At 72.1% G+C, this 14,345-nt stretch carries 13 protein-coding genes; 7 read left to right on the forward strand and 6 right to left on the reverse strand.

The window, feature by feature from the left end:
• The 6 genes from ABFY07_RS35265 to ABFY07_RS35290 all read left to right on the forward strand — a co-directional run.
• Positions 1-599 (forward strand): RHS repeat-associated core domain-containing protein (locus ABFY07_RS35265; protein WP_346178409.1); only part of this gene is annotated, 599 nt, incomplete at its 5' end.
• A 1-nt stretch (position 600) separates the two neighbouring features.
• Positions 601-918 carry a hypothetical protein gene (locus tag ABFY07_RS35270; RefSeq protein WP_346178410.1) on the forward strand — a complete coding sequence of 106 codons (318 nt, stop codon included), beginning with the start codon at positions 601-603 and terminating at the stop codon, positions 916-918.
• Between the two features lie 246 nt (positions 919-1,164).
• The gene (locus ABFY07_RS35275) at positions 1,165-2,172 is read left to right on the forward strand and encodes a hydroxyacid dehydrogenase (protein ID WP_346178411.1); all 1,008 of its coding nucleotides are present in this window, start codon (positions 1,165-1,167) and stop codon (positions 2,170-2,172) included.
• Between the two features lie 239 nt (positions 2,173-2,411).
• On the forward strand, positions 2,412-4,382 hold the full coding sequence (locus ABFY07_RS35280) for an APC family permease (RefSeq protein WP_346178412.1): 1,971 nt from the start codon (positions 2,412-2,414) through the stop codon (positions 4,380-4,382).
• A 97-nt stretch (positions 4,383-4,479) separates the two neighbouring features.
• Positions 4,480-4,815, forward strand: coding sequence for a PadR family transcriptional regulator (locus ABFY07_RS35285; protein WP_065967575.1), 336 nt, complete (start codon positions 4,480-4,482; stop codon positions 4,813-4,815).
• Positions 4,816-4,835: 20 nt separating this feature from the next.
• Complete coding sequence (locus tag ABFY07_RS35290) at positions 4,836-5,774, forward strand: HAAS signaling domain-containing protein (protein ID WP_346178413.1); 939 nt, start codon at positions 4,836-4,838, stop codon at positions 5,772-5,774.
• Between the two features lie 131 nt (positions 5,775-5,905).
• On the opposite strand, the gene ABFY07_RS35295 is transcribed toward ABFY07_RS35290, so the two are convergent.
• From ABFY07_RS35295 to ABFY07_RS35310, 4 genes are all read right to left on the reverse strand, one after another.
• A complete protein-coding gene (locus ABFY07_RS35295) occupies positions 5,906-7,489 on the reverse strand; it encodes an AMP-binding protein (RefSeq protein ID WP_346178414.1) in 1,584 nt (527 codons plus the stop codon).
• The gene (locus tag ABFY07_RS35300) at positions 7,486-7,782 is read right to left on the reverse strand and encodes an acyl carrier protein (RefSeq protein ID WP_346178415.1); all 297 of its coding nucleotides are present in this window, start codon (positions 7,780-7,782) and stop codon (positions 7,486-7,488) included. Before ABFY07_RS35300 ends, ABFY07_RS35295 begins: the two co-directional genes overlap by 4 nt.
• A 65-nt stretch (positions 7,783-7,847) precedes the next feature.
• Entirely contained in the window at positions 7,848-8,876 is a 1,029-nt protein-coding gene (locus tag ABFY07_RS35305; RefSeq protein ID WP_346178416.1) for a 3-oxoacyl-ACP synthase III family protein, read from the reverse strand.
• Positions 8,877-8,921: 45 nt separating this feature from the next.
• Positions 8,922-10,223: an MFS transporter gene (locus tag ABFY07_RS35310; protein ID WP_346178417.1), complete on the reverse strand. Its 1,302-nt coding sequence runs from the start codon at positions 10,221-10,223 to the stop codon at positions 8,922-8,924.
• A 571-nt stretch (positions 10,224-10,794) separates the two neighbouring features.
• Here ABFY07_RS35310 and ABFY07_RS35315 point away from each other — a divergent pair.
• Positions 10,795-12,216, forward strand: coding sequence for a helix-turn-helix domain-containing protein (locus ABFY07_RS35315; protein WP_346178418.1), 1,422 nt, complete (start codon positions 10,795-10,797; stop codon positions 12,214-12,216).
• Between the two features lie 12 nt (positions 12,217-12,228).
• Here the strand turns inward: ABFY07_RS35315 and ABFY07_RS35320 are convergent, their stop codons facing one another.
• Both ABFY07_RS35320 and ABFY07_RS35325 read right to left on the reverse strand, forming a co-directional pair.
• Positions 12,229-13,974 carry an acyl-CoA dehydrogenase family protein gene (locus ABFY07_RS35320; RefSeq protein WP_346178419.1) on the reverse strand — a complete coding sequence of 582 codons (1,746 nt, stop codon included), beginning with the start codon at positions 13,972-13,974 and terminating at the stop codon, positions 12,229-12,231.
• On the reverse strand, positions 13,971-14,315 hold the full coding sequence (locus ABFY07_RS35325) for an acyl carrier protein (RefSeq protein WP_065967583.1): 345 nt from the start codon (positions 14,313-14,315) through the stop codon (positions 13,971-13,973). Before ABFY07_RS35325 ends, ABFY07_RS35320 begins: the two co-directional genes overlap by 4 nt.
• Between the last annotated feature and the right edge of the window lie 30 nt (positions 14,316-14,345).

The raw sequence follows: 14,345 nt of genomic DNA on the forward strand, positions 1-14,345 counted from the left end.
ACAACCACCACCGCTACTACGACCCCGAAACCGCCCGCTACCTCACCCCCGACCCCCTGGGCCTGGCCCCCGCCCCCAACCCCGCCACCTACGTCCACAACCCCCACACCTGGGCCGACCCCCACGGGCTGACGCCCTGCAAGCCGTCCCTCAGGGATCGCCTGAAGTCCCTGTTCGGGGGCAAGGACTCCTCGGCTCCCCCGGCTCCCGAACCGCCGGCCGCCCGGCCGCCCCTCATGCTGGAGTCGCCCAACCCCGGTATCGGCACCGTCAGCGACCTGTACGGACCGTTCCACCGGCTGGGCTCGCCGACTCAGACGGTCGAGGTGACACAGCAGGTCGTCGAGTCGGGAGAGCTGTGGGGACGCGCCTCCCGCTGGGGAGGCGAAGAGATGGTCCAGGCCCACCGGGGCCCCATTCCGGACAGCGCGCCACCCGGAAGCTTCGAGTTCTACACCTCGGTCGAGCCCAAGCCGGCGAGGAACACACCGCCCGGCTATGTGGCGTGGGAACTCGGCAGCGAGGCCGGGGTGGGTAGGGTCCACCACGGCGGCGAGGACTTCGCCTCCATCCCCGTCTTCGTCACGGAGGTGAGATGACGTGCGGCGCATCGAGGCAGCGGAGTTCCACGGCTCCCCCCAGGCGTATGTCGCCCAGCTCGAGGTGACCACCGAGAGCCTGGAGGCCCGCTGGGGCGCCCGTGAGATCACCCGGGACGACCTGGGCGACTGGTTCACCTTCGCCTTCGCCCTCGACAGCGGCACGCTCGCGGCCCTGGTGCGGGAGGCCGAGCACGCCCCGCACCCCGGCTACATCCTCACGGCCATCGGGGATGAGCACCCGCGCGCGGTGCTCACGGGATTCCTGGCCGAATCGGGGCTGAGCGCGGATCGCGTCCTCCACGAGGGCTTCGACTGAGACGGCCCCGGCCCCCGGAGCACTCGCCAGGGCCCGGCGTCGGCACCCCGCCGACGCCGGGCCCTTCGCCTTGTCCGGCCACCCCCCAAAGGACCTTCTCCGTCCATCCCCCAGGGGACCTTTCGGGCCGCCGGTGGCAACCGTTCGCTTTGATCGATCCGGCAGTTCGGCGCATTGACCCTCTGCAGGCGCGGCCATAGCGTAGAGACCGGTTGCTATCCCATTCCCGAACCGGAGGCCCCTGCCTTGCCCGAGCGCCCCCTGGCGTTGTTCGCCATGAGTACGAAGACCCTGCCCAGCGTCTATCCCCCCGAGGTGCTGGAGCGGCTGCGGGCCTCCGTGGAGGTCGATCCCTCCCTGGTCGCCGAGGACTTCCGGGACCCCCGGGTGCGCAGCGCCCTCAGCCGGGCCGAGATCCTGCTGACCGGCTGGGGCTGCCCGCTGATCGACGCGGCGGTGCTCGACGCCGCGCCCAGGCTGCGCGCCGTGCTGCACGCCGCGGGATCGGTCAAGGGCATCATGGCCCCCGGCTGGTGGGAGCGGGGACTGGTCGTCTCGTCCGCCGCGGACGCCAACGCGCTGCCGGTCGCCGAGTACACCCTCGGCATGATCATCCTGGCGGGCAAGGACCTCTTCGCCGCCCGCGAGCGCTACCGCTCGCTGCGCACCTTCCCGGTCGCCGAGATCCTCCCCGGCATCGGCAACTTCGGGCGCCGGGTCGGCCTCGTGGGCGCCTCCCGGATCGGCCGCCGCGTCATCGAGCTGCTGCGCCCGCTGGACTTCGAGGTGTTGCTCGCCGACCCGTACGTCGGCGAGGCCGAGGCGGCCGCGCTCGGCGTACGACTGCTGCCGCTGGACGCGCTGCTCCGCCGCAGCGACATCGTCTCGGTCCACGCGCCCGCGATCCCCGAGACCCACCACATGATCGGCCGTGACCAGCTCGCGCTGATGCGGGACGGGGCGGTGCTGATCAACACCGCGCGCGGCAGCCTGGTCGACCACGACGCGCTGATCGAGGAGGTGCGCACCGAGCGGCTCAGCGCCGTGCTCGACGTCACGGAACCGGAGCCGCTGCCCGCCGACTCCCCGCTCTTCGACCTGCCGGGCGTCTTCATCACCCCGCACCTGGCGGGGTCGCAGGGCAACGAGGTGCGCCGGCTCGGGCTGTCCGCGGTGGGCGAGTTGGAGCGGCTGCTGGCCGGGGTGCCGCTGTCCCACCGGGTGGACCCGGCGGAGCTGGAACGGGCCGCCTGAGCCCGGGTTTACGGCGGACACAACGGGCGCTGCGACCTCGCCGAGATCCAGTTCTGGTACCTGGCGCCCGACACGGAGTGACGGCGCGGGTGCCGCGCGTGTGTCCCGCCCGTGCGTAGCGGGCGGGACACAGCAGGTGAGAGCACACCGCCGTGGGGTACCGGTAGGGGGCACGTCTACCCTGATCCGGCCGCCTTCGGGCGGCGCGTTCGGTTCACCCAGGCGACAGGAGTACGACCATGGCCACCTCCACCGATGTGGAAGCCCCTCCCGAGGGGGCGGCGGAGAATCGTTTCCGCACGTGGCTCCTCAAGGGCCTGTCCGACCTGGGCAAGCAGCCGTCCGGGCCGCACGCCCCCGAGGCGGAGGTCCACCGGGGGCAGCGGTGGTGGCGGGTGATGTGCCTGACCGGTGTGGACTACTTCTCCACCCTCGGCTACCAGCCGGGCATCGCCGCCCTGGCCGCCGGGCTGCTCTCCCCCGTCGCCACCCTGGTGCTGGTGATCGTCACCCTGGCCGCCGCCCTGCCGGTCTACCGGCGCGTCGCCCAGGAGAGTCCGCACGGCGAGGGATCCATCGCGATGCTGGAGCGGCTGCTGACGTTCTGGCAGGGCAAGCTGTTCGTCCTGACGCTGCTCGGGTTCGCCGCCACCGACTTCCTGATCACCATCACCCTCTCCGCGGCCGACGCCTCCACCCACCTGGTGGAGAACCCCCACTTCACCGGCGTCCTGCACGGCCATGAGGTGATCATCACCCTGGGCCTGGTCGCCCTCCTCGGCGCCGTCTTCCTCAAGGGCTTCACGGAGGCCATCGGGGTGGCGGTGGTCCTGGTCGGCCTCTATCTGGCGCTCAACGCGGTGGTGGTCCTGGTGGGGCTGTGGCATGTGGCGACCGCGCCCCACGTGATCACCGACTGGTCCCAGGCGCTCACCGCCGAGCACGGAAACCCGCTGGTCATGATCGGTCTGGCGCTGCTGGTGTTCCCCAAGCTGGCGCTCGGCCTGTCCGGCTTCGAGACCGGGGTGGCGGTCATGCCGCACGTCGAGGGCGGGCCCGAGGACACCGAGGAGCGGCCCGCCGTGCGGATCCGGGACACCAAGAAGCTGCTCACCACCGCCGCGGTCGTGATGAGTGTCTTCCTGATCGCCACCAGCTTCATCACGACCCTCCTGATCCCCCAGGACGAGTTCAAGGACGGCGGCCAGGCCAACGGCCGCGCGCTCGCCTTCCTGGCCCACCAGTACCTGGGCTCGGCGTTCGGCAGCGTCTACGACGCCGCGACCATCGGCATCCTGTGGTTCGCCGGGGCCTCCGCGATGGCCGGGCTGCTCAACCTCATGCCGCGCTATCTGCCCCGCTACGGCATGGCGCCGCACTGGGCCCGTGCCGTGCGCCCCATGGTCATCGTCTTCATCCTCATCGCCTTCCTGGTCACCTGGATCTTCGACGCCGACGTCGACGCCCAGGGCGGCGCCTACGCCACCGGCGTCCTGGTGCTGATGACCTCCGCCGCGATCGCCGTCACCATCGCCGCCCGGCGCGCCCGGCAGCGCGGCTGGACCGTGGCCTTCGCCGCCATCTCCGCCGTCTTCGGGTACACCACCACGGTCAACGTGGTGGAGCGGCCTGACGGCGTGAAGATCGGCGCCTGTTTCATCGCGGGCATCATCGCCGTGTCGCTGCTGTCCCGGCTGGCCCGCGCCTTCGAGCTGCGGGTCACCGACGTCCACCTGGACCCCATGGCCGAACGGTTCGTCCGCGACACCGCCACCCGCCGGATCCGGTTCATCGCCAACGAGCCGGACAGCCGCGACGCGGCCGAGTACCGCGACAAGATCCACCAGATCCGGGCCGACAACGACATCCCCGCCGAGGAGGACTTCGTCTTCGTCGAGGTCACCGTGCGCGACCCCTCCGACTTCGAGTCCGCGCTGCGCGTCCGGGGCGAGGTGCTGCACGGCCGCTATCGCGTGCTGACCCTCGACGGCTCCAGCATCCCCAACTCCCTCGCCGCGCTGCTGCTGCATGTGCGGGACCTGACCGGGCGGCGCCCGCACATCTACTTCGAATGGACCGAGGGCAGCCCCTTTGCCCAGTTCCTGCGGTTCTTCCTGTTCGGTCAGGGCGAGGTCGCCCCGGTGACCCGCGAGGTGCTCCGGGAGGCCGAACCGGACCGGGCCCGGCGCCCCCATGTGCACGTGGGCTGAGCGGACACCGCGGGCCCGCCGGTCAACTCGGGTCCCGTGGCCGGGAGTCGACTCTACGGGGTGACATTAGTGTGCGCCGCACAGTATCGTGTGACCTGTGTCCGTAGAAGAACTGACCCTTGCCCAGGCCCAGGAGCTGCGTCGAGGGACGGTCGTGCTGGCCTGCCTGGCGCTGCTCCAGAAGCCCAGTTATGGCTACGCGCTCTTGGAGACGCTCAACGAAGCGGGGGTGACCGTCGACGGCAACACCCTCTACCCCTTGCTGCGCCGCCTGGAGAAGCAAGGCCTGCTCACCAGCGAATGGAATACCGACGAGTCCCGGCCACGGAAGTTCTACCAGGTCAGCCCCGATGGCTCCCGGGTGCGCAGCGGCCTGGTGCGCGAGTGGCGGGACCTCGTCGCCTCGATTTCACGACTCACCAAGGAGGGGTGATGAGTACCCAAGGAGGGGTGATGAGTACGAGCCTGCTCACCGAGCGCTATGTGCACGAAGTCGTCAGGCGGCTCCCGGCCGACCAGCGGGAGGACATCGCCGAGGAGCTGCGCACCACCATCGCCGACACCGTCGAGGGCCGCAACCCGGCCGATCCGCGGGCAGCGGAGCGCGAGGTGCTCTGCGAGCTGGGCGACCCGGTGCGCTACGCCGCGCGCTACACGGACCGGCCGCTCGCCTTAATCGGACCCGACCTCTATCCGACCTATGTCCGGCTGCTGGTGACCCTGCTGTGCACCGTGCTGCCGGCGATCACGTTCGGGCTCGTGGTGCTGGACGTCCTGGACGACGAGGGCCTCGGCCCGGCCCTCGGCGGCGGCATCGCCACCCTGTTCACCCTCGGCTGTGAGATCATCGCCGTGCTCACCGTGGTGTTCGCGGTGACCGAGCGGGTCCGCCACCGCAAGGGTGTGGTCGACGCCGCCTCCTGGACGCCCGACGACCTGCCCGAGGTCCGGCAGCCGGAGAAGGCCGGCGTGGGCACCATCGCCTCGGCGGTGTGGGACGCGCTGCTGTTCGGGCTGATCATCTGGCAGCACACCGCGAAGCCCTACCGGGCGGACGGCGAGCGGTTCCAGGTCCTGGACCCCGATCTGTGGTCGGGCTGGGTCTGGCCGATGCTCGCCGGGCTCGCCGGGCTCGTGGTGGTCCAGGTGGCCCGCGTGGCCGCGCGCGGCTGGACCGTCCCGCTGGCCATCGGGAACGCCGTCTCCCAGGCGCTGTTCACGCTCTCGCTGGCCTGGGTGCTCCATCAGAAGGCGCTCTTCAACCCGGACTTCCTCGCGCACACCAAGGACCTCTGGTCGTCCTCGGACCAGGCCTACAGCGGAGCGGCGCTGATCGTGCTCGCCATCGGCGTCAGCGGGGTGTTCAAGAGCTTCCGCTCGGCGCGCGGCTGAGGCGCAGACCCCGGCCGCGGGGCGGGTCGCCGCGCCGGTCATCGCGCCGGCCGTCGCGCATGACGAAGGGGCGCTCTCCCCGCCGGAGCGCCCCTTCGCGAGCGTGTTCCGCCGGGCCGGCCGGCGGTGCCTCAAGGGCGTTCCAGCACCGAGTCCCTGACCCGGTTGCGGTCGACCTTGCCGGTGGAGGTCCTGGGCAGCGGCTCGGCCACGGTCTCGATGACACCGGGGATCGCCGCCCGCACCGTGCGCTCCGCGCAGTACTGGCGCAGCGCCAGAACGCCCACGCAGCCCGGTTCCACCAGGCGCAGCCGGGCGTGCAGCCGGTGTCCGGCCACCGGGTCGGGGACCGCGACGACGGCCGCCTCGAGGACGGCGGGGTGCTCCAGCAGAATGGCCTCGACCTGCTGGGTGCTCACCTGGAAGCCGCGCACCTTCACCATGAAGTCGGTGCGTCCGAGCACGCTGAGGGAGCCGTCCTCGTGCCGGGTGGCGATGTCCCCGCTGCGGTAGTAGACGAGACCGGGGACGCCGTCCGGGTGCGGGCCGAACTTCCCGTCGCTGGGCACGTTCACGTAGCCGCTGGTCTGGAACGGGGTGTTGACGAGGAGCTCGCCCTGCCCCGGGCCGGTCAGCGTGCGCCCGTCCTCGCCACTGATCAGCCAGCTCACGCCGGGCAGCGGGTGGCCGATCGGCAGCGGGGTGCGGACGGGCCGGTCGCGCGGCACCTCGTAGAGGAAGCTGTTGTTGGTCTCGGTGCAGCCGTAGTTGTTGTACCAGCGGGCGCGCGGGAAGACCGTGGAGAGCCCGGCCAGCACCCGGGCGGGCATGCTGTCGCCGGCGAACACGAGGTGTTCGGGTGCCTCCAGCGGCCCTTCGCCGGCCGAGGCCTCCACGAGCAGCTGGAAGAGGAGCGGTACCCCTTGGATCACCTGGACCCGGTGGTCGGCGACCAGGTCGCGCAGATAGCCCGGGGAGGCGCCGCGGTCGGGGTCGGCCAGGACGACGGTGCCGCCGTACGCCAGGGTGGTCCACACGTCCAGCAGGCACAGGTCGAAGTTGAGCGGGGCGTAGTTGAGGACGGTGGTGCCCGCGGTGATCCCGAAGGTCTCGGCGCCCCACGCGGTGAACCGGGTGACCGCGCCGAACGACAGGGGGACGATTTTCGGCAGGCCGGTCGAGCCTGAGGTGGTGAGCATGAAGCCGATGGCTTCGTCGTCGACCGGCGCGGGCACCGACGAGGCCACCGGCACGGTTCCCGGCGCGGGCACCGACGAGGCCACCGGCGCGGTTCCCGGCGCGGCCGCTGAGGCGTCCGCCGGCCGCGGGGGCCCGGTGGTGTTCCCGGCGGCCGCATGGGGGTCCACCACCCGGTCGACCAGCGGATCGTCGGTCAGGCCGAGGACCACCTCGCACCCCGCCTGCTGGTACAGCTCCTTGGCCGGTGTGTCGGGCAGCTCGTGGGACGGCAGCAGAAAGCGGCGGCCCGCCATCAGCGCGCCCAGCACCAGCGCCACCGCCTCGGGCGACTTGCGCACGCGCAGGCCCACCGGGCGGGAGGTGTCCGGCGCTGCGGCCGCCACCTGGGCGCGTGCCCGGCGGGCCATGGCGTGCAGCTCGGCGTAGCCGACCGCGCGGCCCTCCCAGATGAGCGCGGGCGCGGACGGCCGGTCGGCCGCGTGCCGGGCGAACGCGGTCACGAATGTGTGGCTCATGCGGGTCCCCGCCCCGCGGCGCGCTCGGCGGTGTTCCGGATGGCCCGCACCGAGCGGAAGTTCCTGGTGGTCAGCTCCGCGTCGGGAACCACGACCCGGTAGCGGTCCGCCAGCCATCCGGCGATCCGCAGCACGGCGAGGCTGTCGATCACGGCGGTGGCCAGCAGGTCGTACTCGGCGTCGAGCTCCACCGTGGCGACGCCGGGCAGGAACCGCTCCACGACGAACGCGGCGATGTCCTCCTCGGAGATGTCCGGCACGGTCGCCGGTGCGGCGTGGGGGTGCGCGGGCATGGTGTTTCCCCTTCCACTGGTTCCTGACGTCCCACTGGTTCCGACGGCCTCACACTTCGACGTCCTCACACTTCGATGAGCGTGCAGAACCAGTGCATGCCGGGCGCCGCGACTCCCACGAGCGCCACGAGGTCCCCCCGCGACAGCTCGGCGGCCTCGATGTGGCGCCACAGGCAGATCAGTTGGTCGGCGGCGCCCATGTGGCCCAGTTCGCGGGCCAGTTCGGCGTTGGTGCGCGTCAGGGGGAGGCCGACCGCGTCCGCGGCCGCGCGGATCGTCTGCTGGTTGTCGTTGAGGTAGACGAGGCGGGCCAGTTGGGTCCGGTCCCGTCCGGCGCGGGCGAGGGCCTGGTCGACCACGTCCGCGACCCGCCCGCTGATCTCCTTCATGAACACCTGGAACCGCTCGGGGTCCCGGCCGAAGTGGCGGTAGACCCCGGTCATCGGGTCGGCGTGCAGATTGCCGTGGCCCGGGGGCGGCAGGGGGGCCGCGGCGCCCCCGTACTCGACGCGGAACAGGTCGGCGTACTCGGGGTTGGTGAAGTGGGCCGAGGAGAGCCGGCGCAGGCGCGGGTGGCCGCGCCGCAGCACGGCCGCGACGGCCCCGTCGCTGGCGATGGCGCCGTTGAAGTCCATCCTGTTGGTGTGGGCCTCGCTGGCCACGTTGACCAGGGCCACCAGCACGTTCCGGGTGTCCGGCGAGAGGGCCATCGCGCCCGCCGCGTGGTCGAGCGCCACCGACCAGGCCGCGCACACCTGGGTGAACATCACGGTGGGCGTGGCGTGGGCGCCCAGCGCCCGGGCCACGGCCGCCGAGGCGTCCCAGCCCAGGTACTCGGGGACGTCGGAGTGGCCGACGACGATCAGGTCCACGTCGGCGATGTCGAGGTCCGCGTTCTCCAGGGCCGCGCGGGCCGCCTCGGCCGCGAGGTCGGTGGCGGTGACTCCCTCGGCCACCCGGTGGTAGGTCCGGTACCCGAGGCCGCTCACGACCTCGGGATCGGGCACGTACTCGCCGGCCGTCTCGGCCACGTCGTGCCGTTCGCCGAAGGCCATGCCCATCGCGACGATGCCCAGGTCCACTGGAGTGGCCATGTGTTGTCCCTTCGCTCGGATGGCGTCCTCGCCAGGTGTGCCGGCTCAGACGTGCGCCGGCTGGAGGGCCGGGAGTTCGGGCACCTCGGCGAGCGGGGTGTCCAGGATGCTCAGGTGGCGCCGGGCGAGGTGCAGGCTGATGGCCAGCAGGGCCATGGCCGCGGCCAGGATGAGGACGGCCGTCTCCACCCCCGCGGCGTCGGCGAGGAATCCGGCCACCAGCGGGCCGATCCACTGCATGCCCTGGAAGAAGAACTGTCCGGTGGCGGCGACCCGGCCGAGATACGCGTCCGGGACCAGCCGCACCTCGTACGACTCGGTGACGACGTTCATCGGCGCCATACCGGTCATGCCGACCATCAGGACCAGCCCGATCTGCCACGGCTGGGGCACCAGCGCCACCAGGGCGAAGGACGCCACGAAGACCCACGCGGACAGCAGCAGCACCCGCCTGGCGCCCAGCCTCCGCATCAGCCAGGGCCCGGCCACGGCGCCGATGAGGCCGCCGGCGAGGGCGAGCGAGGTGGCGACGCCGACCGCGGTGGGCCCGCCGCCGCGGTGCCGCACCAGCACGATGAACAGGAGGGTGAGCCCCTGCGCCACGGTGTTGAGCAGGGCGCCCCAGGTGAGGGTGAACATCAGGTAGTCGCTGCGTCTGATCAGCCGCACGCCGTCCTTCATGTCCGCGACCAGGCCGGGCCGCCGGTCGCCGTCGGGGTGCCGGTCCGGGCCGAGCGGCCTTCGGATGAGCAGCGAGCCCAGGGTGACGAAGACGAAGGACACCGCGTCGAAGAGGAACGGGATCCAGCGGGCCATGGAGTACAGCAGGCCGCCGAGGGGGGCGCCGATGAGCTGGACGACCATGTCGCGGCCCATGCTCTGCGCCGTGGCGGTGGCGACCTGTTCCTTGGGGACGATCCGGCGCAGCACCGGCGTGGAGACGCCGATCTTCAGCCCGGCGGCCAGTCCGCTGACCAGGGCCAGCGCGTCGAGCGCGAGGACCGGCGGACTCCCCCGGTACACCAGCAGGGCGACGGCGGCCATCGCCACCGCCTCGACCAGCGGGACCACGCACAGGATGGCGCGCCGCGACACCCGGTCGGCCAGGGCTCCGCCCACCGCGAGGGTGCCGAGTTTGCCGAGCATGTGCAGGACGGTGATGGTTCCGGCCTGGGTCGCCGACCCGGTGGCGTACAGCATGAAGAGGGGGAACGCGAGGGTCGACACGCTGGTGCCCAGCGTCGACAGGCCGTTTCCGGACCACCAGTACACGTAGTCGCGGTCGCGCCACAGCGATGGTGGCCGCTCCGCGGTGTTCGGCGTTTCCCCGGGACGTGACCGCGCCATCGCCCTAGCCCCCGTCCCCTCGGCTGTCTCGCTCGTACCGTTCGCTGGTGCGTCCTGCCGGTCCGCGGCCGTTGCCGGTGACCTCGCGCAGCATGCTGGTCGATGCGTCGCCGCCCGGGCCAGGCACTACACCGGCAATTCACGGGGGAAGTTGCCGCTGGGCGCAAGAAGTGTGAGAAGTGAGGGAGAAGCGGGGAGAAGGGGGAGAACACCCGGAGAACGAGGAGGCACGGAATGCTGGGATGTCCGCTTCCGGCCACATTGGCGGAGTTGTCAACTAGTGGACACAGACCGCTTTCATGTCAAGGCTACCACTCCCCCTCGGACGTGTTGTCGAGTAGGGTCCCATTCTTGCCACGGGACGATGTCATGTGCGTGCGAGTGGTTTATCGGGTCCTTGAGCAGGCACAAACGGGGAACCAGGGGGTCGGATGAGCGTCGGACGAGCCCGCCCCGATTTCGTCGGCCGCCTTGCGCCTGCCCGGTCACGGGGCGGCGCCCGCCTTTGCGCGCGCGCCGTACGGGATGCGCAGGGGGAGCACTTGTTCCATCTCAAAGGGGGATTCACTCAATGGCGATTCCTAATGATTTCACGTCGTTCGACGGAACCGACATTCATCAGCTGCGTGACTTTCTGCTGAACCAGCGGCGGATTTCCGGCTGGACGCAGGAGGAGCTCTCCGAGCGCTCCGGTGTGAGCGTGCGTACGATCCGCAACCTGGAGACGGGCTCCAACACCAACCCGCGCAGGACATCGGTGGCCTTGCTGCTCAGCGCCCTGGGCGCGGCGCCCGCCTCGCTCCCCGAGGCGGCCCCCTGGGGCGGGGACGACATGACGGTGCTGCCCGAGCGGCGGCCGGAGTCGCACCGGGGCCGGGCGACCGAGCTTTCGCCGTGGCACGGCCCCCGGCCCCTGGGCGACCCGTTAGTGGGCAGACAGGCCGATATGCGGCACATCCTGGCCTGCGCGCAGCGCAGCCGGCTGATCGTCCTCACCGGTCCCGGCGGGGTGGGCAAGACCCGCCTGGCCCTGGCGGCGGCGTCCCGGCTGCGCCCCCTGTTCCGCGACGGCGTGGCGGTGGTGGAGTTGCGCGACTGCCCGCCCGAGCACCTCGACCCCGCACGCGCACGTGCCGAGTTGACGCGCGTCATTCGGGATTTCATCCGTGAATCGGGACATTCCGGCACCGCCGCGCCGGGCGGCCGGCGGCTGCTGGTGCTGGACGGCGCGGAGCATGTGGCGCAGCAGGCCGCCCGTATCGCGCGGCAGTTGCTCGACGAGCGTCCGGGGCTGCATCTGCTGGTCACCTCCCGTCGCGCGCTGGCCGCGAGCGCGGCGGAGACCTGGGAGGTCGAGCCGCTGCGGGTGGACGGCCGGGAGCGCCGTGACATCGCGGTGCCGAGCGCGGTGGAGTTGTTCCTGCGCCGGGTGCAGGCCAGTCTGCCGACCCTGGATCTCACCCATCACCTCCCGCTGGTCACCACGCTGTGCCGGCTTCTGGACGGTGTGCCGCTGGCCATCGAGGTGGCCGCGCAGCGGTTGCGGTCGCTGCCGCTGACCTCTCTCCTCCAGGAGGAGACGCTCTTCCATCTGCTGGACCAGGCCGACACGGGGGGTCTGAGCGCGCACCGCACACTGTCGGACAGCGTGCGGTGGAGTTACGACCTGCTTCCCGTGGCGCACCGTGAGCTGCTGCGCGAGCTGGTGGCCCTGCCGGACGGCTTCTCGCTGGACGACGTGGTGACGGCGCAGCCGGGCCGCCGTCCGGGCATGATGCGGGTGGCGCATCTGCTGGCCGAGCTCGCGGACGCCTCGCTGGTCCAGACGCAGCGGGAGCGGCAGTACACCTACCGCATCCACGCGCTGGTGCGGCATGTGGTGACGCAGGTGGCGCGTCACCCGCAGGCCGCCGACGCCGGGGCCGCCCGGCCGGCCGAGCCGGACCGCCCCGAGCCGGTGGCGGTGCGCAGCGCCGGGCGCCCCGCCGCCTGACCCGGAGGACACTCAGCCCGCCGCCGCGGCGCCCGCCTTGACGGCCTGGAGCGAGAAGTACTCCGGGCCGTCGAGGCGCGCGAACATCAGCTTCTCCAGCCACGGCAGCAGGCTGTCGTCCGGTTCGGCGGTGTGGTCGAGCCTGCTCAGCAGCCGTTGCAGCACGAGGACCAGCCATCCGGTGCCCGGGGCCGTGGCGCGCTCCTCGGCGAAGGAGTACAGCCAGGTGTACAGGCACGAGGCGGCCGCGTGATGGACGCAGTGTTCGGTGGCCCGGTCCTGTCCGTCGGTCGTCGCGGGGTCGAGCGACTCGGCGGCGATCCGCGTGTAGAAGGCCGCCCGGCGGGCGGACCACGCGTCGAGGACCTTGCGGAGCGCGTCGGCCTCGGCCGCCGGGACCTGGCGTTCGGCGATCAGTCGGGCCTCGGCCACCGCGGGGCCCCAGCCCCGGGTGATCTCGTCCTCACTGGCGTTGGTCAGCCGCAGCGCCCGGCCGGAGGGTTGCCACACCGGGGCCTCGTCGGACCAGTCGAAGAGCCGGCGCAGCAGGGTGTCCGCGCCGGGGGCGGGGCGGTCGGCCACCCGGGCCACGGCGGGCAGTTGCGAGGCGATGCTGTGGAGGTTGACGTGTGTGGTGCCCTCGAAGACGCTCGCGATCGCGTGGTCGCGCTGGAGCTTCTGGAAGACGCCGCCGGCCACGCCCTCGCGCAGATAGCCGCGTGCCCCCAGGACCCGGCCGGCCTCCTGGACGACCTCCTCGCCGAGGGTGGGCACCAGGTACTTGACCACGGAGGACCACAGGCTGAGCCGGGACGGGGCGACCGACAGCGAGCGGGCCACCGGCAGGGTGACGCACTCGGCGATCAGCAGGTCGAGGTGGGAGCGCACCAGGTGCCGGCGGATGACGGGGATGCGGTAGATCTCCTGCCCGTACAGCACCCGCTCCCGCGCGTGGCGCAGGGCGATCCGCAGCACCGAGTCCATGGTGCCGATGGACAGCGCGCCGATGGCCGTGCGGGTGATCTGCAGGACCTGGAGGATGCCGGTCAGGCCCCCGCCGGGGCGGCCGAGCAGCGCGCCGGCGGGCACCTTGGTGTCCCGGAAGGTGATGCCGCTGAGGTCGTGGCCGCGCAGGCCCACCGTGCGCACGAAGGGGTGGTTGTCCCAGCTGCCGGGCGGGAGCGCTTGCTTGTCGACCAGCAGCAGGGAGGGGCCGGCCCCTTCGACGGCCGCGTAGACGGTGAGGAAGCGGCCCCGGGTGGCGTTGCCGACGGGCCACTTCTCCCCGCTGAGGAGGTACCCGTCGCCGTCCGGCACCGCCGTGGTCTCGTTGGTGCCCAGGTCGCTGCCGTGGTCCGGTTCGGACACCGCGAAACACGCGAGGTCCCCGCCCAGGAGGCCCTGCGCGACCCGGGCGCGCTGCTCCTCGTCGCCCCACAGCCACACCGGGTTGACGCCCAGGAGCGCGGAGCCGAACATCACCGCGACCGTCAGGTTGCGGCGCGCGAGCGAGCGGGTCAGCAGGACGAGCTGTTCCAGGTTCCGCAGCCCCCCGCCGAACTCCTCGGGCACCAGGTAGCGCGCGAACCCCCAGGACCGGATGAGGTCCACCGCGCCCGGGGGCAGGGCGCCCCGCTCCTCGTGCTCGACCGTCTCCGCGTGGCTGAACGGGCCGCCGGCCGCGCCCGGGTCGCCGAGGGTCCGCTCGAGGTCGGCGACCAGGGCGAGGGAGGGGCGGTCGCCAGGGTGGCGGTTCATGCGGTGGGGGCGTCGGCGCCGTAGCGGGCGAAGAGGGCGGCGACCTCGTCGTCGGGGGGAAGCTGCGCCCGGCCGTCGGCCACCTCGGTGCGGACGAACTCGACCACGTCCCTGACCCGCTCCAGCTTCATGGTCTCCTCGGGGGTCAGCACCCGCAGGCCGTAGAGGTCCTCCAGGTTGTAGCCGAGTTCCGCGAGGACGAGGGAGTGGAAGCCGAGGTCGCCGACGAGCCGGTGGTCCGGCTCGACCCGGTCGACCTTGCGCGGAGCGATCAGCCGGACCATTCCGCACACCACGGGGGAGACGGCTTCGGCGCCGAGGGCGGCAGGAGTGTGAGTCATGTCCTCGACGGTAGGCCGGGTGGCGGGCCG

Source organism: Streptomyces sparsogenes subsp. cuspidosporus, from assembly GCF_039532705.1.
GTDB classification, from domain to species: Bacteria; Actinomycetota; Actinomycetes; order Streptomycetales; family Streptomycetaceae; genus Streptomyces; species Streptomyces sparsogenes.